This window comes from Brachybacterium sp. p3-SID1565, from assembly GCF_025143785.1.
Taxonomy (GTDB): Bacteria; Actinomycetota; Actinomycetes; order Actinomycetales; family Dermabacteraceae; genus Brachybacterium; species Brachybacterium epidermidis.
This window is the reverse complement of record NZ_JAMBDS010000004.1, coordinates 64742-83654: the sequence shown is the minus strand read 5'-3', so window position 1 is coordinate 83654 and position 18913 is coordinate 64742. Positions and strand designations below refer to the sequence as shown.

21 protein-coding genes are annotated in these 18913 nt (G+C 68.1%); 11 read left to right on the top strand and 10 right to left on the bottom strand.

Features of this window, described 5'->3' with window-relative positions; all coding sequences use genetic code 11:
• The first annotated feature begins 64 nt into the window (after positions 1–64).
• From M4D54_RS02070 to M4D54_RS02060, 3 genes are all read left to right on the top strand, one after another.
• A complete protein-coding gene (locus M4D54_RS02070; protein WP_193866001.1) occupies positions 65–697 on the top strand; it encodes an SAF domain-containing protein in 633 nt (210 codons plus the stop codon).
• A gap of 63 nt (positions 698–760) precedes the next feature.
• The gene (gene mscL, locus M4D54_RS02065; protein ID WP_193866002.1) at positions 761–1204 is read left to right on the top strand and encodes a large conductance mechanosensitive channel protein MscL; all 444 of its coding nucleotides are present in this window, start codon (positions 761–763) and stop codon (positions 1202–1204) included.
• A 277-nt stretch (positions 1205–1481) separates the two neighbouring features.
• On the top strand, positions 1482–2357 hold the full coding sequence (locus tag M4D54_RS02060; protein WP_259890051.1) for an A/G-specific adenine glycosylase: 876 nt from the start codon (positions 1482–1484) through the stop codon (positions 2355–2357).
• 68 nt (positions 2358–2425) lie between these two features.
• Here M4D54_RS02060 and M4D54_RS02055 read toward each other — a convergent pair whose 3' ends face one another.
• From M4D54_RS02055 to M4D54_RS02045, 3 genes are all read right to left on the bottom strand, one after another.
• A complete protein-coding gene (locus M4D54_RS02055) occupies positions 2426–2953 on the bottom strand; it encodes an amino-acid N-acetyltransferase (RefSeq protein WP_193866003.1) in 528 nt (175 codons plus the stop codon).
• Complete coding sequence (locus tag M4D54_RS02050) at positions 2950–3762, bottom strand: DedA family protein (RefSeq protein ID WP_193866004.1); 813 nt, start codon at positions 3760–3762, stop codon at positions 2950–2952. Before M4D54_RS02050 ends, M4D54_RS02055 begins: the two co-directional genes overlap by 4 nt.
• A 188-nt stretch (positions 3763–3950) precedes the next feature.
• On the bottom strand, positions 3951–6530 hold the full coding sequence (locus tag M4D54_RS02045; RefSeq protein ID WP_259889980.1) for an ATP-dependent Clp protease ATP-binding subunit: 2580 nt from the start codon (positions 6528–6530) through the stop codon (positions 3951–3953).
• A gap of 262 nt (positions 6531–6792) precedes the next feature.
• Between M4D54_RS02045 and M4D54_RS02040 the strand changes: the two genes are divergently transcribed.
• Positions 6793–7035, top strand: a complete 243-nt coding sequence (locus tag M4D54_RS02040) for a hypothetical protein (RefSeq protein WP_193866006.1) — start codon at positions 6793–6795, stop codon at positions 7033–7035.
• Positions 7036–7194: 159 nt separating this feature from the next.
• Entirely contained in the window at positions 7195–7500 is a 306-nt protein-coding gene (locus M4D54_RS02035; protein WP_228019422.1) for a hypothetical protein, read from the top strand.
• 329 nt (positions 7501–7829) lie between these two features.
• Here the strand turns inward: M4D54_RS02035 and M4D54_RS02025 are convergent, their stop codons facing one another.
• On the bottom strand, positions 7830–8492 hold the full coding sequence (locus M4D54_RS02025; RefSeq protein ID WP_193866007.1) for a CPBP family intramembrane glutamic endopeptidase: 663 nt from the start codon (positions 8490–8492) through the stop codon (positions 7830–7832).
• Positions 8493–8572: 80 nt separating this feature from the next.
• Between M4D54_RS02025 and M4D54_RS02020 the strand changes: the two genes are divergently transcribed.
• The 4 genes from M4D54_RS02020 (at position 8573) to M4D54_RS02005 (ending at position 10210) form a co-directional block, all read left to right on the top strand.
• Positions 8573–8785 (top strand): hypothetical protein, encoded by a 213-nt coding sequence (locus M4D54_RS02020; RefSeq protein ID WP_193866008.1) that lies wholly within the window; start codon positions 8573–8575, stop codon positions 8783–8785.
• A gap of 454 nt (positions 8786–9239) precedes the next feature.
• Complete coding sequence (locus tag M4D54_RS02015) at positions 9240–9641, top strand: hypothetical protein (protein ID WP_193866009.1); 402 nt, start codon at positions 9240–9242, stop codon at positions 9639–9641.
• Positions 9638–9901, top strand: coding sequence for a hypothetical protein (locus M4D54_RS02010; protein WP_193866010.1), 264 nt, complete (start codon positions 9638–9640; stop codon positions 9899–9901). The genes M4D54_RS02015 and M4D54_RS02010 overlap by 4 nt, the downstream gene beginning before the upstream one ends.
• Positions 9902–9985: 84 nt before the next feature.
• The gene (locus M4D54_RS02005) at positions 9986–10210 is read left to right on the top strand and encodes a hypothetical protein (RefSeq protein ID WP_193866011.1); all 225 of its coding nucleotides are present in this window, start codon (positions 9986–9988) and stop codon (positions 10208–10210) included.
• Positions 10211–10255: 45 nt separating this feature from the next.
• Here the strand turns inward: M4D54_RS02005 and M4D54_RS02000 are convergent, their stop codons facing one another.
• From M4D54_RS02000 to M4D54_RS01985, 4 genes are all read right to left on the bottom strand, one after another.
• A complete protein-coding gene (locus M4D54_RS02000; RefSeq protein WP_259889959.1) occupies positions 10256–11377 on the bottom strand; it encodes a hypothetical protein in 1122 nt (373 codons plus the stop codon).
• A gap of 216 nt (positions 11378–11593) precedes the next feature.
• Positions 11594–12022 carry a hypothetical protein gene (locus M4D54_RS01995; RefSeq protein WP_259889957.1) on the bottom strand — a complete coding sequence of 143 codons (429 nt, stop codon included), beginning with the start codon at positions 12020–12022 and terminating at the stop codon, positions 11594–11596.
• Between the two features lie 111 nt (positions 12023–12133).
• On the bottom strand, positions 12134–12250 hold the full coding sequence (locus M4D54_RS01990; protein ID WP_311199658.1) for a hypothetical protein: 117 nt from the start codon (positions 12248–12250) through the stop codon (positions 12134–12136).
• A gap of 93 nt (positions 12251–12343) precedes the next feature.
• Positions 12344–12757 carry a hypothetical protein gene (locus M4D54_RS01985; protein WP_193866014.1) on the bottom strand — a complete coding sequence of 138 codons (414 nt, stop codon included), beginning with the start codon at positions 12755–12757 and terminating at the stop codon, positions 12344–12346.
• A gap of 124 nt (positions 12758–12881) precedes the next feature.
• Here M4D54_RS01985 and M4D54_RS01980 point away from each other — a divergent pair, with 124 nt between their 5' ends.
• Together M4D54_RS01980 and M4D54_RS01975 are read left to right on the top strand one after the other, a co-directional pair.
• On the top strand, positions 12882–13199 hold the full coding sequence (locus tag M4D54_RS01980; RefSeq protein ID WP_228019465.1) for a multicopper oxidase domain-containing protein: 318 nt from the start codon (positions 12882–12884) through the stop codon (positions 13197–13199).
• Between the two features lie 156 nt (positions 13200–13355).
• Positions 13356–14318: a hypothetical protein gene (locus M4D54_RS01975; protein ID WP_193866015.1), complete on the top strand. Its 963-nt coding sequence runs from the start codon at positions 13356–13358 to the stop codon at positions 14316–14318.
• A 177-nt stretch (positions 14319–14495) separates the two neighbouring features.
• On the opposite strand, the gene M4D54_RS01970 is transcribed toward M4D54_RS01975, so the two are convergent.
• On the bottom strand, positions 14496–17681 hold the full coding sequence (locus M4D54_RS01970; protein WP_259889953.1) for a type I restriction endonuclease subunit R: 3186 nt from the start codon (positions 17679–17681) through the stop codon (positions 14496–14498).
• Between the two features lie 5 nt (positions 17682–17686).
• The gene (locus M4D54_RS01965) at positions 17687–18784 is read right to left on the bottom strand and encodes a restriction endonuclease subunit S (RefSeq protein ID WP_228019468.1); all 1098 of its coding nucleotides are present in this window, start codon (positions 18782–18784) and stop codon (positions 17687–17689) included.
• Positions 18785–18913: the final 129 nt, after the last annotated feature.

Genomic DNA, 18913 nt, shown 5'->3' with positions numbered 1-18913 from the left:
TCCTTCGTCCACCGGCGCCGAGGTTCCGGCCCGACGGCAGGGCCCGGTCCATAGCGTGCAGAGCATGCTCTCCAGGATCCGCTCGCAGCTCCCCCTCTACCGGCGTGCCCTGCGTCGCCGCCGGCGAACGCTGATCGTGCTGCTGATCGCGGTGCTCGCAGCCGCAGTGCTGCCCTCGGCACTGCCCACCTCCACGAGGGGCACCACGGTGGTGGTGGCGGCCGCCGACCTGCCCGCGGGGACGACTCTCGCGCCGGAGCACCTGCAGGAGAAGCAGGTGGCCGCGGAACTGGCCCCTGAGGGCATCGCGACCACCGCGGAGTCGCTGCTGGGCAGCACCACCGCACTCCCCCTGACCGCGGGAACGCCGATCCTCCCAGGCACCTTGACGGGGAAGGACTCTGCGGAGATACCCGAGGGGCGTGCACTGCTGGCGGTCTCTGCACCTGTCCAGCTCGCGGATCGTCTGCGGCCGGGGACCGAGCTGGAGATCCACCACTCCACACCGGATCCCACACAGCCCGGCCGGACCTCGGCCACCGTGGTCGAGGTGACCCCGGCCACCGAAGCCGGGGTGGCGGGCCTGACGGATGCCGGGGCTGATGTGGTGGTGCTGGTCACCGTGGCGCGCGGCGATGCCGCGGACGTAGCACAAGCCACACGGGAGGGATGGTCCATTTTGTCGATACTCGGCTAGGGTTCCCGTTCGGGCGCCGGGGTGCGCCTTCGCAGAACCATCCCTACCCAGATAGGAGAAGCCATGAAGGGCTTCAAGGACTTCATCATGCAGGGCAACGTCCTGGACCTCGCCGTCGGCGTGGTCATCGGCAGTGCCTTCACCGCCCTCATCAGCGCCTTCGTCGACAACCTGATCCAGCCCGTGATCAACGTGTTCGGCGGCACCAACGTCGACGGCCTCTCGTTCAAGATCATCCAGGTCAACGAGGCCACCCGTCTCGACCTCGGCGCGCTGCTGTCCGCGATCATCGCCTTCCTGATCACCGCGGCCGTCGTGTACTTCGTCTTCGTGCTGCCGGTCACCAAGGCTCGCGCCTTCGACCGCAAGCGCCGTGGCCTGCCCGAGGAGGACGAGGGCGGCGCCCCCGAGGACGTCGTCCTGCTGGGCGAGATCCGCGACCTCCTCGCCGCTCAGCGCGGCGGTGCCGCCCCCACCCAGGGCAACACCCTTCCCCCGCAGCTCTGATCTGACCTGCGTCGCGGCCTCCGGCCGCAACCGACCCCAGCGGGGCGGGACCATTGCGGTCTCGCCCCGCTGTCGTATCCCGCACCCCTGTCGCCTGCGGTCCCGCTGCCGCCTGCGGTCCCGCTGCCGCCCCTGCGCTCACTGCCGCCTCGCGCCTGGGCCGGGAGCGTCCTGGATGCGATAGCGTCCCGGCGTGGCCTCCGCACAGTCTCACCCCGCCGGGGCACCGTCCCGCCCCGACGCCCCCTCCCCTGCACGAGCGGCGTCCGCGGCCACCGTGCCACTCGATGCGCACGCCGTGACCGCGGTGATCGCCTGGTTCGCCGACGCGGGTCGGGACCTGCCCTGGAGGAGCCCCGGTGCCTCCGCCTGGTCGATTCTGGTCTCCGAGGTGATGCTGCAGCAGACCCCCGTGGTCCGGGTGCTCCCGCGGTGGCTGGACTGGATGGACCGCTGGCCCGCTCCGGCCGATCTCGCATCCGCTCCCACCGCCGAGGTGCTGCGCGCCTGGGACCGCCTGGGCTACCCGCGCCGTGCACTGCGCCTGCAGCAGTGCGCCCGGGCCATCGTGGACGAGCACGACGGGGAGGTGCCCCGCGGCGAGGAAGCGCTGAGGGCTCTTCCCGGCATCGGCGAGTACACCGCTGCTGCCGTCACCGCCTTCGCCCACCACGACCGGGCGGTGGTGCTGGACACCAATGTGCGCCGGGTGCTGGCCCGCACCATGGCGGGGGCCGCCCTGCCGCCACGGTCCCTGACTGTCGCCGAGCGCCGCACCGCCACGCAGGTGCTGCCCGAGGAGCCGGAGCGCTCGGTGGCCTGGAACCAGGCGGTGATGGAGCTGGGGGCACTGGTGTGCACCGCCGGCGCACCGCGCTGCGAGCAGTGCCCGTTGGCGGGCCCCGCCTGCGCCTGGTACAGCGCCGGCAGGCCGCCGGCCGCTGAGGGGTCCCGCCGCGTGCAGGCCTTCGCCGGCACGGATCGTCAGCTGCGCGGGCAGATCATGGCCCTGCTGCGCACCCAGGACCGGGCCACCGAGCAGGCACTGCTGGAACTGGATCCGGGGGACGAGCAGCGCGTGCAGCGCTGCAGGGCCTCACTGGTGGCCGATGGGCTGGCCGTCCCGGACGGCGCGGGGCTGCGCCTGCCCTGAATCCGCCGCCGCGGGCGGCTTGGGAGCTGCGTGGGATGCGGCCCCGGGTGCGGCAGGCCCTTCGGGCATCAGCGTGCGCGGTCCTCGATGACCGCGTGCTCGAGGTCGATGATCATGCGGGTGTTGCCCAGGGTGTTGGGCTTGACCCGAGCCAGGTCCAGGAACTCCGCGACGCCCTCGTCGGCGGAGCGCAGCAGCTGGTTGTAGACCTCCGGATCCACCTGCTCGTCCATCTCCCGGAAGCCGTGCCTGCGGAAGAAATCCACCTCGAAGGTCAGGCAGAACACGCGCTGCAGGCCCAGCTGCATGGCCCGGGCCAGCAGAGCCAGCAGCATCCGGTGGCCCACACCGGAGCCCCGGTGGGACTCCGCGACCGCGAGGGTGCGGACCTCGGCAAGGTCCTCCCACATCACGTGCAGTGCCCCGCATCCCACCAGCCGGCCGTTCTCGTCCTCGGCGACCAGGAACTCCTGAACGGATTCGTAGTAGGAGACCAGGTCCTTGGCCAGCAGGATGTTGCGGTGGGTCAGCGGTTCCACGAGCCCGTTGATGGCGCGCACGTCAGCCGGGCGCGCAGCGCGGATGGTGACGCTCATCGCGAGCCCGTCTCCCCTTCACTGCTGCCGCAGCCTGCGGTTGCCTGCACCCGGTGGGAGCCCTGCGGACCCTCACCGCGAAGATCGGCCGGGGCGTTGAAGGTGCCGAACTCGGCGTCGGTGGCGTCATCGGCGTCGACGCGGTCGGGCACCACCTCGCCCCCACGGGCCGCGCGGCGATCCAGGGCCTTGTGGATCGCGGTGATGATGCGCTCGGCGATCAGGGCCAGCACCACGGCGGCCACCAGGGCCACGCTGACGGCGAGCAGGTGGTGGTCCTCGAACCAGGCTCCGGCCACGGCACCGATGCTGCAGGAGTACACGGCCCAGACGAAGGTGGACAGCAGCGAGCGGGGCCAGAACTGCGTGTGCGGGTAGTGCACGGCCCCGGCCACGAGGTTCACCGCCGTGCGGCCGAAGGGGATGTAGCGGGCGGTCATCAGGAACAGCAGCGCCCGGCGCTGGAGGCCGCGGTCGGCAGCCTCCACTGCCCTGCGGCCCTTGCCCTCTCGCAGGAAGCGGAACCGCTCCCAGCCCACCTTCTTGCCGATCCAGTAGCCGATGTTGTCCCCGGTCCAGGCGCCGATCCAGGCGGCCAGGCCCACCAGGATGATGGAGGGCCGCCCCGAGGTGGACCACAGGGAGGACAGGGTCACGATCGTCGACTCGCCGGGCACGCTGGGGAAGAAGCCGTCAGTGGCGGCGAAGCCGAACACCACCAGGTGCACCCACCAGGCGTCGGCGATCCCCAACACCCACTCCTCGACCGCGCCGGTCCAGGACATGAGCTGATCGATGAACTCGCCCACAGGCGGCCCCTTTCCCTAGCGCATCGGCGGCGGCGCGATCCTCCGGTGCCCGCGCTCCGGCCGGCGCCCGCGGTTGCGGTCGGCGCCCGCGCCCGTGCTCGCGCACTGTACCGCCCCATCCCGAGAGCACTCCCAGGGTGGTACGGACAGGGCCGGCCCCGCCGCTGGGCGGGACCGGCCCTGTGCCGTCAGGAGGTGTGCGCCTCCGCGGCGTCGTCGGACTCGGCGTCCGCATCCGGGTGGGTCATCTCCTCGGCACGGGCCTGCGTGATCGACTCGACGTCCACCTCGTCGGAGATGGGGGTGACCTCGCCGTCGGCACCGCGACGGGCGAAGGTGAGCTCGCCCAGGAGGCCCTCGCCCTCGGAGTCCACGATGATCGCGTCCCCGGCGTGGACCTGACCGAACAGGATCCGCTCCGAGAGGGCGTCCTCGATGTCGCGCTGGATGGTGCGGCGCAGCGGCCGGGCGCCCAGCACCGGGTCGTAGCCCTTCTCCGCCAGGAGCTTCTTGGCCCCGTCGGTGAGCTCGAGAGTCATGTCCTTCTCGGCCAGACGGGTCTCCAGCTTGGCGATCATCAGATCCACGATCTGGACGATCTCCTCCTGCGAGAGCTGCGGGAAGACGACCACATCGTCCACACGGTTGAGGAACTCGGGCTTGAAGTGCTGCTTGAGCTCCTCGTGCACCTTGGACTTCATCCGCTCGTAGTCGGTGGAGAGGTCGCCTCCGGCCTGGAAGCCCATGGAGACGCCCTTGGCGATGTCCCGGGTGCCGAGGTTGGTGGTCATGATGATGATGGTGTTCTTGAAGTCCACCACCCGGCCCTGGGAGTCGGTGAGGCGGCCGTCCTCGAGGATCTGCAGCAGCGAGTTGAAGATGTCCACGTGGGCCTTCTCCACCTCGTCGAACAGCACCACGCTGAACGGCTTGCGGCGCACCTTCTCGGTGAGCTGGCCGCCCTCGTCGTAGCCCACGTAGCCGGGGGGCGAGCCGAACAGGCGCGAAGCGGTGTGCTTCTCGCCGAACTCGGACATGTCCAGCTGGATCAGGGAGTCCTCGTCACCGAACAGGAACTCGGCCAGGGCCTTGGCCAGCTCGGTCTTGCCCACGCCGGTGGGGCCGGCGAAGATGAACGAGCCACCCGGGCGCTTGGGGTCCTTCAGACCCGCACGGGTGCGGCGGATGGCCTGCGAGATGGCCTTGATGGCCTCGTTCTGGCCGATGACCCGCTTGTGCAGCTCGTCCTCCATGTGGAGCAGACGCGAGGACTCCTCCTCGGTGAGCTTCACGATCGGGATGCCGGTGGAGGCGGCGAGCACCTCGGCGATGGTCTCCTCGCTCACGGTGGTGACCTCATCGGACTCCCCGTGGCGCCAGGCCTTTTCCTTCTCGTCGCGCTCGGTCTTCAGCTGCTGCTCCTGGTCCCGCAGGGAGGCGGCGAGCTCGAAGTCCTGACCGTCGATCGCCTCCTCCTTCTTCTTGCGGACCTCCTCGATGCGGGCGTCGAACTCCTTGAGCTCGGGCGGCGCGGTGAGTCGACGGATGCGCAGACGGGCGCCGGCCTCGTCGATCAGGTCGATCGCCTTGTCCGGCAGGAAGCGATCGTTGACGTAGCGATCGGCCAGGTTCGCCGCCGAGACCAGGGCACCGTCGGTGATGGTCACCTTGTGGTGCGCCTCGTAGCGGTCCCGCAGTCCCTTGAGGATCTCGATGGCCAGGGCCACGGAGGGCTCGTCCACCTGGATCGGCTGGAAGCGGCGCTCCAGGGCGGCGTCCTTCTCGATGTGCTTGCGGTACTCCTCCAGCGTGGTGGCGCCGATGGTCTGCAGCTCACCGCGGGCCAGCATGGGCTTGAGGATCGAGGCGGCGTCGATCGCGCCCTCGGCGGCGCCGGCACCGACCAGGGTGTGGATCTCGTCGATGAACAGGATGATGTCGCCGCGGGTGCGGATCTCCTTGAGCACCTTCTTCAGGCGCTCCTCGAAGTCACCGCGGTAGCGGGAACCGGCCACCAGGGACCCGAGGTCCAGGGTGTACAGCTGCTTGTCCTTGAGGGTCTCCGGGACGTCCCCGGCCACGATCGACTGGGCCAGGCCCTCGACCACGGCGCTCTTGCCCACGCCGGGCTCGCCGATCAGCACCGGGTTGTTCTTGGTGCGGCGGGAGAGCACCTGCATGACGCGCTCGGCCTCGTGCTCGCGACCGATCACCGGATCCAGCTTGCCCTCGCGCGCAGCCTGGGTGAGGTTGCGGCCGAACTGGTCCAGCACCAGCGAACCGGCGGGCTGGCCCTCGGCGGGGCCGCCGGCGGTGGCGGGCTCCTTGCCCTGGTAGCCGGAGAGGCGCTCGATGACCTCCTGGCGCACCGCGGCAGGCTCGGCGTTCAGGCGGGACAGCACCTTGACGGCCGTGCCCTCACCCTCGCGCAGCAGGCCCAGCAGGATGTGCTCGGTGCCGATGTAGTTGTGCCCCAGCTGCAGCGCCTCGCGCAGACTCAGCTCGAGCACCTTCTTGGCGCGCGGCGTGAACGGGATGTGCCCGCTGGGCGTCTGATTGCCCTCGCCGATGATGTCGCGCACCTGTTCGCGCGCGGCGTCCAGGGTGACGCCGAGTGCCTCCAGGGCCTTCGCCCCGACGCCCTCGGCCTCGTGGATCAGGCCCAGCAGGATGTGCTCGGTGCCGATGTAGTTGTGGTTGAGCAAGCGGGCTTCGTCCTGTGCCAGGACGACGACGCGGCGGGCGCGATCGGTGAAGCGTTCGAACATGGTCCTCCCCCGTCCGGTGGTGGTGATGGATCGAGACTACGCGTCCCCACCGACGAACCACCGGCCTGTTCGCCGCGGGCGTGACGGGCCCCGATGCGGCATGACACGACGACGGACCCCTCGGTCGGTGCACGTCGGCAGACCGCGACTGCTCTAGAGTGGCCCCCATCACCGTGGCCGAGGTCCCCCGAGGCGCTCACGGCACGCGGCCCCCGGGTGCCCGCGGCGCCACCTCGCCGCACCGATCATCCAAGGAGCACCCATGGGCGCCATCGTCGGCGGAATCATCCTCTTCATCCTGGGAGCGATCGTCCGATTCGCTCTCGAGGTCGACCTGCCCGGTCTCGAATCGTCCACGCTGGGCACCATCCTGATGGTGGGCGGCGCGATCCTGTTCGTGGTGGGCCTGCTGCTGATGCTGAGGTCCCGCAAGACCGTCGTGAACACCCAGAGCGCTCCCGGCCACTCGGTCTCCGAGCGTCGGGACCCCCCTCCCACCGTTTGATCCCCCGCAGCACCCGGCCGCCGCGGCCGGAACAATCGAACGCCGCAGCGCCCGCGGGCCTGCGGCGTTCGTGCTGGTCACGAGGGGACCTGGCAGCGGGTCCTCTCCCCCGATCAGGAAGTCGTCGAGCGCCTGCGCGGGGTCGAGGAGCATTTCGGGGTGCGGGTGCTGCCCGAGTGCTTCGAGGCGACAGGCCCGATCAGCGCGGCCGACGTGCTCGTGCCGGGGGCGCGGGTGTGCTTCTCCGGCACCGCCCACTCGCCCCGGCACGGCTGGCTGGAGAAGGAGCAGCTGCACGCCATGGCCGAGGCGCGCGGGCTCCGGGCCGTCGCGACCCTCACCAAGACCCGGACGGATGTGCTGGTCGTCGCCGAGGCCGGCTCGCAGTCGACCAAGGCGAAGAACGCGGCGAGGCGGGAGAACCCGGTGATCACGGCAGAGGAGTTCCTGGAGTGGGTGGGATGAACCGCAGCGACGAGGCGAGGACCGACGTGGATGATACGGAGGACGAGGACCGTTACCTGATCATCCGGGGACGGAGATGGCGACGCACGGACCCGGCGCTGGGCGCCGACGTGGTCCGTGCGCTGAAGAGCCATCTGGGCAGAGCCCGCTCCGAGGTCGGGCGAGCCGGCCGCGACGACGACCAGGCGAGCGTCCGATCAGCTCGAGACCGTGTCCAGCTCGCGAAGGAAGGCCTCGGAGAGCGCGGCCCCGCATGGTGGGAGCGCCCCGAGGACGAGCGCCGCCGTCAGGCCGCGGATCGACTCGCTCGGCTCGAGCGGCCGGACACCTTAGCCCGCGATACCGACACGGACGAGGACGGCGGGGAACAGCCCCACCATGGTGAGCGTCCAGAGGGCATGGACGAAGAGCGCCCCGCTAAGTGAGCCGGAGGTCTCGCGGGCCCACATCGCCACCGGTCCCAGCAGGAGGGCCATCACCGCGAGAGCAGGGCTGCCGGTGCACAGCGTGACGAGGCCGTACACCGCGGTGGGGACCACCCAGCGGGCCCGGCCGGTGAGCAGCCGAGGCAGCGCACCGCGGAAGAACACCTCTTCAGCGGCGCCCGCCACCAGCGCGACCGCGAGCACGCCCCACCGTCCGTCGGCCGCTGCGGCGACGGGACCGGCCACCCACGGGGCAGTGGCCGGGACACCGGCCAGGACCAGACCGCCCGCCATCGAGGCCGCGGCCAGACCGACGCCCGCGGCGGCCACCGCGACCTTCGGTGCGCGCCCCGGGGCCCGGCGGTCGAGATCCGAAGGTGCCAGGCGCATGATCAGCAGTCCGCCGACAGTCCAGGTCAGGGCGATTCCCAGTGCCCAACCGGCGACGGTCCCCGGCCCCTCGCCCTCGGCGCGCAGCGACGCGGCCAGGAGCGGCGCAGCCACCACGACGGCGAGGCCGACCACCCACCACGCGCCGGGACGGGAGGCGGGACGATCAGGGCTCATGCGCCAAGCGTACGAGGCCGCTCGCCGCGACAGGGCGAGTCCGGTCTTGCTCGAGAGCGCCGGCACACAGCACCCACGGCGTGTACGACATCGGCGGGGGCGAGGTCATCGCCTATCCGCAGCTCGTCGAGAAGGCCACCGGACGTGGGCCGCAGCCCCCGCGAGCGGGATCCGCTCGCGGTCATGCCCGGCGAGGCACGGATCTCGCCGATCACCGGCCCGATGGCGGCGACGCCGATGCGCAGGTTCAGCTCGATCAGGATCAGTCCAACGCCGGGCAGCTGCAGGGCTGAGCTGCCGCGGGGCCGTGCGGCGGGCCGCTGCACTGCGGGGCGCCGGGAGGCGGTCACTCATTGCAACCTACGCTCCTTGGTCGGCGGACATGCAACCCGCGTCCGGAATCGTGTGGTCCGCGGAGTGGTCCGCCGCGTTCCCGGTGGTCGTCGGGAGGTGCGCCGGTCCGGCGCGGGACGATGATCTGTCGGACGCCCGCCCTACTCTCCCCCCATGATCATGATCCTCGGCGAGGAGCCGACGCCGCCGTACACGGAGCCGCGGGGTACGTGTCCCGACTGCGGATCCGCCCGCGTGAGGCACCATCTGCTCGGCATGGCGGACCCGCGCACGGACCCTCCGCCCCCCGACTGGGTCGACTGGCACGGCTGCCTTCTCCCGTTCGGGGACCGGTCCTGCGAGGAGTGCGACAACTTCTGGCGCGTGGGGTGGCTGGAGGAGCCGCATGCTCCGATGCGCCTCGTCTCCGCGGACGGTGCGGCCTTCGCCCTCTTGCCGGTTCCCGACCTGGAGGACGACGGCGTGGTCGAGGTCGACATCGAGCTGCTGACCTCGGACCGGCTGGTCCGCTATCTCCATCGCGCGCCGGAGGAGGGGGCGCTCTCCCGGCTCGGCGGCATGCTGCAGGACGCCGCGAAGGCCGACCTGCCCGAGGTCGAGGTCCCGTCCTTCCAGGATGAAGAGTCGGAGCTCGCGGTGCTCGTGCTCGACTCCGACCCCCTGACCGTGACCCTCGAGATCCTGGTCGCCAAGGAGCCGGGCAGTGAGGAGCGCGAGGTCGATGCGGTCGCCTTCGACGTCACCCGCGCCGACCTCATCTCCGCCTCCTATCAGATCTGGGCGTGGGAGGAATGAGCCACCTCGGAAACCTCCTGGAACTTCCGGAGGGGTCGCGCCTCACGGGCGTGACCCTCCACGACGTCGGCATCATGCCGAGGCACCTCTGGATGGCCGCGCACCTGCAGGTCGTGCTCCTGCCGGAGACGGCGGAGCCGTCGGCGAGCGCGGGAGCTCTCAGTGCCTTCCTCCCCGAGGTCTTCGCGAGCCTCCATGGCACCTCGCCCGACGGCGGGAGCTGGGCTGCGTTCCTGCTGCTCCCCCGCAGCGACCGATAGGTGATCCCTCGCGACGTCATAGCCCTCGCGCCCCTGCGCCGCGCGCTGGGGCTGCTTGGACTGGACGGGGCGGCGGCGAGGAGCATGCCACTGACCGCGAAGGCCCTGCAGGGGATGTACTGGCAGAGGGACACGCCCGACACCGACAGCTGGCCCGCCGAGGAGATGCTCCTCGGCCTGCTCGTCGAGCTGACCGGGGCGCCGCTGAAGGATGCGGTGGAGTTCGCGACGCGCGGCGGAGCGGAGTGGGCGCCATCAGGTCAGCGGGAGCGGCTGGTGTCGCTGCTGGAGTCGTGGTCCGTGGGGTGAGGGACTGCGGGTTCGGCTGACGCTGGGGTCCGGGGTGGCGCGGCCTCAGAAGAGGCGCGCCTGCCCGGGAAACCCACTATTGAGCACTCGTTCCTCCATCGCGGCGAGATGCTTGGTGCTGCTGACGACCTCCGCGTCGGCCCAACGAATCGCAACACGATTCCCGGCACGGGTGACGAGGCGGGTCGCCGTCCAGCGTCGCCCCGCGGTTCTTTGCCCCTGCTGGACCCTCCTTGCATCCCGCAGGGTGCCGGTGACGACCCCGATCCGGAGGATCACGACGGCGAGGACTCCCAGAAGCCCCGGGAGAAACCACAGAACGAGGATCAGGGCGAGCAGCAGATCCACGGAGAAGCTGAGCCCGATGAAGACCCATGAGCTCACCACCTCTATGCGATTCGGATCCGGTTTTCTTGACGCACTCGCGAACACCAGCATGGCCGCAGACATCGCACCAGCTACGACGACGGATCCGGCGAGGACGAGCGTGGGCAGTGGATCGAACGACGGCGGGTGATCCCGAGAGACGATCCGGACGACGACGATCGGGAGCACAACGCACACCACCGTCTGCGCAGCGCCGCCCACCCCAGCGGTGACTACGGGATGCAGTGTCGGCAATCCCGTGAGCGCCTCTGCCTGGTCTTGTGCGTGCTCGTTCCGTCGTTGTGCCCGCCTCAGGAGCAGATAGTCCGGGCCCGGCTGGAAGGTCGCGATGAAAACAGCGATCGCGAGCATCGTCAGGTACACCGGCACGGCGACGAAGAGCGCCGCTCCCGCCTCCGCTGATCCGATCGCACCGAGAACGAGGAGCAACATCGCGGGCGACAGTGCCGCGCTGGGAAGGACGCCGAGAAGAAGGAGGGCATCTCGCACCCCGGCTTCCTGCTCCTGGTCCCCCAAAGCCATCTGACCTCCCACGATGGCGACGAGCACACCGAACTGCACGGTCGCGACGGCACCGAAACCCCAGCCCAGGTGTCCAGAGATCGTCGCACCAGCATTCACAGCCCACTGCCCGATAAACGGATCATCCGAACCCTCGCGGTCGAGCATGAGCGCGAGCGAGAAGAGAACAGGTCCCGCACCGAACACCGCCACCATGCCGCCGACGAATCTGACCGCAGACCGCACGGACGTCCTAGCCGGCGCGAACGACCCTGTCACCGCAGCTCTTTTCCCCATGCTCATCCCCCGTCCGCCCCGCGGAGAATCTCAGAGAGCTCCCTGCTGCTCGCCCTCCGCGACTCCGCCGCCTGCACGTTGTCGAATCTCCATTCTGGAGCACCCCGAGCGTGCCTGCGGGCTGTGACAGACGACGTGTGCGGTGGTTCCTCGCCCGGCGAGGAACCGGATGTCTCCGCCAGGGTGCGCCCCCGTCCTTCACCCCTTCGCCGCGGAGACGTCCTCGCCGAGCTCGGTGACGTACGCGGCGAAAATGTCCTCGCGCAACGCATCGATCTTCTTCTTCAGGGTCTTGCGCTGCTTCGCTGTGGAGCCCGCGGCGGCCAGAGTCTTCGCGGCACCGGTGGCCGCGTCGAGCTTGGCGGACCAGGCGGCCGCCTGAGCGGCCTCCTGCTCGTCGTCGGCCGATTCGGTCAGCAGCGCGACCTGCTCGTGCAGGGCCTCCACCGTCGCGAGCATCGCCTCGGGCGTGGCCTTGTCGTTGTGCTTGAGCCTCGCGAACTGCTCCTTCACGAAGTGCGAGATCTCCGGGTTGTCCTTCATTGTCTGCACGACCCGGATCACGATCGGCGTGGCCGTACTGAGGACGGCGATCGCCATCGCCAGCCCGCCCTTCGTCGTGCCCACCTGTGCGGGTTTCCTCGCCACCATTGCTGCTCCCCTCGTCGAGTACAGCGACACTGTCGACGTGCACGCCGCGGCTGAGCAGCGGCGGGTCGGTGCGGCGGAGGTAGTCCATCAGCGCCCGGGACGTACCGGCCCGGTCTCGTAGGCGAGCACCACGAGCGCGGCGAGGTCGCGGGCACCGAGCCTGGTCAGCAGGCGCCTGACGTAGGTGCGGGAGGTGGCGGGGATGAGGAAAAGCTCCGCGGCGATCTCTGCGTTGGTCAGGCCACGGCCGACGGGTCAAGTGGTGCCGTCCTCGACCAGAACGCGCCCTGCGCGCGGTCAGTTCTCTGGAGGGCGCCAGTCGTACGTCGTCGGCCGGCGCACCTCGTGGAAGGTGAGGTCGGGGTCGTCAGCGTCGACGAGGTGGATCACCAACCACTGGTCGTAGTACTCGCCGATCCCGGCGTTCCTGGGCAGATCCTTCCGCTGGATCCACAGCTGGTACCGCCCGCGCGAGGAGGGGCCGACGTCCACCGGGATGACGCGATACTCGCCGGGGTAGGTATACCTGACGATCTCCTCCACGTCCTCGGGGCCGACGGGGAGCAGCCACGCGGGCTCCTGCCGTTCCCACTCCGGACCGGGAGACGTCGGGGTGCGCGCCAGGAGCACGTCACGGCCGCGGATCCGGAGTAGCGCATACTCCTCGCCGCGCCAGGTGGCGTACGGGCCGGGGTCCTTCATCGTCGTCACGGGGTCCATCATTCCTGGTCGGCGGCGCCACCCGCGCTGTCGAGCTCGAGGACCGCGAGATCAACGGGCAGCGGATGGACCTGACCGGCGTCGACGAGGTTGTCCACGAGGGCGACGCCGAGATCTGGTAGGTGCACAGCAGCCAGCGCATCCCCACAGCGTCCCCATCCACGACGTCCAGTTCCGGATCCTCACGATCGACGGAGACGCCCCTCCCCCTGAGCTCGCCGGGCCGAAGGACACGATCTACCTGCTGCCGAACGTCCGCTACCGGCTGCTGGTGCGCTTCGCGGACTACGCCGACCCGCACGTGCCGTACATGTACCACTGCCACATGCTGCTGCACGAGGACGAGGGGATGATGGGCCAGTTCGTGGTCATCGAGCAGGGGCAGGAAGGGATGGTGGGGGTCGCGGGGATGGAGGGGCATGGGCATGGGTGACGGGTGATGCGGGGACGGCTCCCGGCCAACCCATCAGATCTTGCGCGTGCAAACAGTTCACGTCGGACACCAGGACCCAGTACCGCCAGCGCCGCCGCCATTATCTACTTTCAGCGTCTGACTCCCATCGTCAGAGCGGCTTCTTAGGATGCACCTATGACGACGATCCCGCAGGCCCTGATCGATGCACACAAGCAGTGGGTCAACGCAGGTAAGCGCCCGCAGGGCGCGTTCCGGTGGCGTCCTGAGGCATGGGAACGACGCTTCTCCCGTCGCGGCGGGCTCATCATCTCGGGTGTCGACGCGGCCGAAGCCGTCCGGACCATCTCAATTGCCGCGAAGACGCGATTCAACGGCAACGACGAGCTGATCGACCGTGACCTGGTCAGGTCGCTCCATGCTCCAGATCTGCTGCGCCCCGGAGGCTCTGACGACACCCGGGCCGTGGTCACGGCGTTCATCGCAGCGATGATCTGGGGCTACGGCGCTACGGGTTATGGGCCGTATCGCACCGAGCGAGTGCTCACTGCGGATCCCGAAGCGGTCCGTCACCTGTGCGAGATCGCGCGGATCGCGCAAGATCCCAGTCGCGAACAGCTTGATGCGTTCTCCGCGGTCGCCGACAAGAAGCGTCACGGCGAACTGAAGTACCTCGGTCCCGCGTTCGGCACCAAGTTCCTCTACTTCCTCACCTCTGCCGCCGATGGGGTGAGGTCGACCCCGGTCATGGACGCGGTCGTGCGGCGCTGGTTCTCGATCGAGGCAGGTGTCGCGCTTACGACGAGCTGGTGGGACAGCACGAGCTACGCAACCTTTCTCGAGGCGCTCGATGATTGGGGAGCTGCGCTGGCCGAGGAGGCTGACGGAGATGCGCTGGCACGCGACACGGTCGAGCTGCTCATCTTCGCTAGCGCTCGCGGAGATGCGTGGTCCTGGGTACCCGGTACTGAGGTCGCTGCCATCGAGGACAGCACTGTGGATCAGCTGCTCGACGTCCTACAGGGAGACATTGCCGAGCTGTCCGAGCGAAGCGGATCTACCCGAGGGCCGGAGCTCCTCGCCCAGCTGGCAGATTGGGTCGCCGGGGTGGGCCGCGAGGGGGAACAACTAGTCCGGTAAACGCCGCGAACGGCGTGAACACGAAACCCGGAGGGATCTTCTCCTCCGCTCCGGGGCTTGCTCACTCCAGTCTCCACTCTGCGGACTCGGCCTTGGGAACTCATGGATTGTTCAGCGTCGTGTCCGACGCTACCTGCGGCCGACAGAGTTCAGATTCTCGACCTCACCCTCCAGTTCTCAGACGGTGCGCAGCCGGCGCGACTGGTAGAGGTACTCACCGATGAGGCGAATGAACTCGTCCGCGCGATCGCTCTCCCCCGTCAACGCACCCGTGAGCTTGCCGAACGCGCCCTCGTTGAGCACGGCTGCATCTGTAAGCGTCTCTCGGAGGTCGGGCGAGCTGAGGAACTGGTCCTGGGCGTTGAAGTCGATCTGCTCGACGATGCGTGGATCTTCCTCGGCCATTCCTGCTGCAGCGACAACGAATCCTTCGATCTGCGGATCAGCGAACTCAGAGCCGAACAGCGCGTTGATCTTGGAGACGACCTCGGACAACAGTTCAAGCTGCGGGTCCTGGCGCGAGGCTCCGGTACCGACGCCTGTGAAACCTCCTTCGAGCCCTGGAGTGTCTTGATTCCCGCTGATTCCGATCTTGGCAGTACCCTGATCGATCTGGCGGACGCGGCGCAGCTCGAGCCCGGAGACGTCCGCATCGACAGGCATGTCCTCTGAAGGGAGGATCCGCACGAGCTGGCGCAGGAACTCGGCGAGCTTCTCGAGGTCGCTGGTGGCGTAGTCGACGACCTGCGACATGAAGTCGTAAAGCCGCACATATGAGCCACAGTCCTTCTTGAACGTGCGCAGCACGTCGAGGGCCTGATCATCGGAATCCGAACGAGCTTCTTCCCACCTGGCCACATACTCGTCACGTGCCGGGGCCACCGCAGCCCCCAGCGCCTCGTGCGACTGCTTCGGCGTCCACCAGGCCTCGGCGTAGCGCTCGATGTCCGCAGGGGTGAAGATGCGCGCCTCAAGAAGCTTCGTCGCGAGCCGGTGGACGAGGTTCGGGTCCGTCTCGGTCTCGACGTGGGCCTCGAGGTAGTAGGTCAGGAACGCTTCGCGGATCTCGTGAGGGTCGTTGGCGAAGTCGAGTACGAAGGTGCGGTCCTTCACCTCACCGGAGGGCGCGCGGTAGGTGCGGTTCAGCCGCGAGAGGGTCTGCACGGCGTGCACGTCTGGGAGCTTCTTGTCGACGTACATCGCGCACAGCAGCGGCTGGTCGAAGCCGGTCTGGAACTTGTCCGCGACCAGCATGAACCGGTACTCCGGCCGGCGGAACTCCTTGGCGAGGTCGGAGCCGAGTCCCGGGTTCATCGACGCCTCGGTGGCATCAACGATGCCGTACTCCTCGTCGCTGATCTTGTCGCTGAACGCCACGATCGACTGGTAGCCGTACCCCTTTTTCGCGAGGTACTTGTCGGTCTCGATCTTGTAGCGGACCGCGGCCTGGCGGGAGTCGGTGACCACCATGGCCTTCGCATGCCCGTCGAGCAGGTGCGCGACGTTCGCCCGGAAGTGCTCGACGATGATCTCGACCTTCTGCCCGACGTTGGTGGGGTGGAGGTTCGCGAACCGCATGATCTTCCGCGTCGCAACCTTCGGGTCCACATACCGATCCGCATCCCCGACGGGACGGCCGGCGCTGATTTGCGTGACCAGGCCCTTGTCGTCGCGCTGCTCGATCTCGAAGGCAGTCTTGTAGGTCTGGTAGCCGCGCAGCACGTCGAGGATGAAGCCCTCCTCGATCGCCTGCCGCATCGGGTAGACGTCGAACGAGACGGGCAGTCCGTCCTCACCGGGCCGCCCGAAGAGGGTCTTGGTCTTGTGCTTCGGGGTCGCGGTGAACGCGAGCAGGGAGACGTTCCGCGCTCCGGCCCGGGCCGCGGTCTCCTCGGCGATCTGCCGCTCCCGGGCGACGTCCTCCTCGACGACCTGGTTCACGACGTCCTGGCTGTCGAGCTCGTTCTCGTCGGTGACCTGGCCTCCCTCGGTGAGCACCTTCTTCAGGTCGGCCGCGGTCTTGCCGGACTGCGAGGTGTGCGCCTCGTCGATGATCACGGCGAAGTTCTTGTCGCCGAGCGTCGTCTCGAGCAGCCCCTTCACGTAGGGGAAGGTCTGGATCGTGACGACGACGATGAGCGCTGAGCCCGTGAGCGCATCCAGCAGCGCGCGGGACTTCGAGCCGCCCGAGCGGCGCACAGCCACCGAGTCGATGACCGCGACGGTGCCGACGGTGTCATCGACCTGCTCGACGGCCTGCTGCAGCTGCGCATCGAGCACCCGACGGTCCGAGACGATGAGGATCTTGTCGAAGACCTTCTCGTTCGAGCGGTCGTGCAGTCGCGCAAGTCGGTGCGCCGTCCAGGCGATGGTGTTCGTCTTCCCAGAGCCGGCGGAGTGCTCGATGAGGTAGCGTCGCCCGGGGCCCTCCTCGGTGATCTCGTCGACGAGCTTCGTCACCGCGCGCCACTGGTGGTAGCGGGGGAACATCAGCGCGGTCGAGCGCTTGAGCTTGCCGGTGGTCGGGTCCTCGTCGGTCTCGGTCTTGAGGAACATCTGCGAGCCGAGGATCTGGAGCCAGGCGTCGCGCTGCAGCACCCGCTCCCAGAGGTACGAGGTCGCGGCGCCCTCGGGGTTTGCGGGGTTCCCCGACGCGCCGGTGTCGTCGTGCCCGCGGTTGAAGGGCAGGAAGTAGGTCTTCTCGCCGGCGAGCTTCGTGGTCATGTGCACCTGGTCGTCATCGACCGCGAAGTGCACGAGCGCGCGGGTGCCGAAGCCGAACAGCGGCTGCCCGGCCGGGTCCCGGTCCTTGCGGTACTGGGTCACAGCGCTGCGCCACTGCTGCTTGAAGAACGACTTCAGCTCGAGCGTCGCCACCGGCAGACCGTTGACGAAGAACACCAGGTCGATCGAGCGGTTGTCCCCGCGCTTCGGCGAGAAATGCACCTGGCGCGCAACCCGGAGCCGCACCTTGCGATAGTGCTCGGTGACCTCACGGTTCAGCGTCGTCGCGGGCTTGAACTGGCACATCCGCAGGTGCGCGGTCGCGCCGCGAGTGTGCGAGAACTTCCGCCGCAGCACGTTCAACGTCCCGCCACCCGAGGACATAGGCGTGTCCAACCGCGCCACGAGCGCGGATTCCAGCGCCGCACGGTCGGCCTGCTCCGCACCAGTACCGACGCGCACGACTTTCGCGTACTCGTCCGGCTGAGTCTCCTGCAACCACCAGTGGATGTCCTTGGGCCAGATCGCGCGCGAAGCGTCGTAGCCGGCGTCGTTCGGGCTGTACTCCCAGCCGTGGGCTGAGAGGTACTCCGCGATCTCCGTCTCAAACGCTTCCTCGCGCGTGCCGTCCACTGCCATCTCGTTCAGCTCGCCTTCTGTGCGGCCGTGCGCACGTCGATCTGCCCGGTCACCGCAGCCGTGATCAGCGCCGAGCGACGTTCATTCGCCAGCGCGATGTGCTCCTCGGCTTTCGCGATGAGTGTGTCGATACGAGAAGTCTGCTCGTCTAGGTGATCTACGATCTCGTACTGCTTAGATTCCGGATGCAAGGGAACCAAAACGGATCCAATAGTCGAACCATTCAGGTTAGAGAGTCCCGTTGAAGTCGTCGACAGCAGATCGAACTGCTCCCGGACCGCCCGTGAATTCAAGCAATACCAAAGAAACTTCGGCGATGTTCCAGAACGAGCACGAAGTCGCTGCATGAAATTGCCGAAGCACGCAGACATGGACGACACATGTTCGTCGACAAGTGTCGTTTTGCCGATATGCTTCGAACTTCCACTTGTCTTAGTGACCAGGAGATCACCAACTTCAAGGAGCGCAGCCTTGAACTCCTTCGCAGTAAGCGATCGACGCGCGGGGTCTTCGATGCGCCACCTTCCATCAACTGTTTGCTCAGTCGATCGAAGCACTACCGTCCCTTCACTGCGAGCCGCATCCTCACCCCATACGCCACCATCATTCCTGTCCAGTAAGTTCTTCAGGCGAGTATGGCCAAGACTGCCGGAATCCAGCTCGCGATCAACAACAGATCTGCGTCGCTCACGAAGAGTTGCCGCCAGCTCCTCCTGCTTTTCTACGAGCGCATCGATCTGGACCGTCTCGTGGTCGAGGTAGTCGGCGATGGCGCGCTGCTCGTCGAGAGGTGGCAAGGGGAGTGGCACTTTGGCAAAGGTCGAGTACTTAATCGACTGCCCATCCCTCAGTTGATCCGTAGTTGAGCTAAGTTCCCGAATGTACGCCAAAGACTTTAGCGTCCAGCGGTAGTATGCAGGCAGCACGTTACGCCCTCGGGGCGACAATACGGTGTATGCCATACTAACCTTCCCGGGGAGGCTCGACCATTCGATCCCGCCCTGAAAGCTTCGAAGATGGATGACAAAATCATTGGCTTCGACGTGCTTCATATTGTCCTGGCCTTCAAGATTTAGTACGACACGAGTCCCAGTGATCCGCATATATTCTTCTTGAGGAAGGATTCCGAACTTCTGCGAAGGCGTTAAATGGACATCTGTAGTCCTGGACCTTTGACGCCGCTCAAGGAAAGCGGCCTTTGCTGGAATAATTTCCCAATTTGACGGAATCGC

What these genes read in the sequence shown, in the direction of transcription:
- M4D54_RS02005 (WP_193866011.1), top strand. Translation starts at nt 9,986, where the DNA reads ATGCCACTGACCGCGAAGGCCCTGCAGGGGATGTACTGGCAGAGGGAC.
- M4D54_RS02010 (WP_193866010.1), top strand. Translation starts at nt 9,638, where the DNA reads ATGAGCCACCTCGGAAACCTCCTGGAACTTCCGGAGGGGTCGCGCCTC.
- M4D54_RS02045 (WP_259889980.1), bottom strand. Translation starts at nt 6,530, where the DNA reads ATGTTCGAACGCTTCACCGATCGCGCCCGCCGCGTCGTCGTCCTGGCA.
- M4D54_RS02070 (WP_193866001.1), top strand. Translation starts at nt 65, where the DNA reads ATGCTCTCCAGGATCCGCTCGCAGCTCCCCCTCTACCGGCGTGCCCTG.
- M4D54_RS02055 (WP_193866003.1), bottom strand. Translation starts at nt 2,953, where the DNA reads ATGAGCGTCACCATCCGCGCTGCGCGCCCGGCTGACGTGCGCGCCATC.
- M4D54_RS02040 (WP_193866006.1), top strand. Translation starts at nt 6,793, where the DNA reads ATGGGCGCCATCGTCGGCGGAATCATCCTCTTCATCCTGGGAGCGATC.
- M4D54_RS01970 (WP_259889953.1), bottom strand. Translation starts at nt 17,681, where the DNA reads ATGGCAGTGGACGGCACGCGCGAGGAAGCGTTTGAGACGGAGATCGCG.
- M4D54_RS01975 (WP_193866015.1), top strand. Translation starts at nt 13,356, where the DNA reads ATGACGACGATCCCGCAGGCCCTGATCGATGCACACAAGCAGTGGGTC.
- M4D54_RS02015 (WP_193866009.1), top strand. Translation starts at nt 9,240, where the DNA reads ATGCGCCTCGTCTCCGCGGACGGTGCGGCCTTCGCCCTCTTGCCGGTT.
- M4D54_RS02025 (WP_193866007.1), bottom strand. Translation starts at nt 8,492, where the DNA reads ATGAGCCCTGATCGTCCCGCCTCCCGTCCCGGCGCGTGGTGGGTGGTC.
- mscL (WP_193866002.1), top strand. Translation starts at nt 761, where the DNA reads ATGAAGGGCTTCAAGGACTTCATCATGCAGGGCAACGTCCTGGACCTC.
- M4D54_RS01965 (WP_228019468.1), bottom strand. Translation starts at nt 18,784, where the DNA reads ATGCGGATCACTGGGACTCGTGTCGTACTAAATCTTGAAGGCCAGGAC.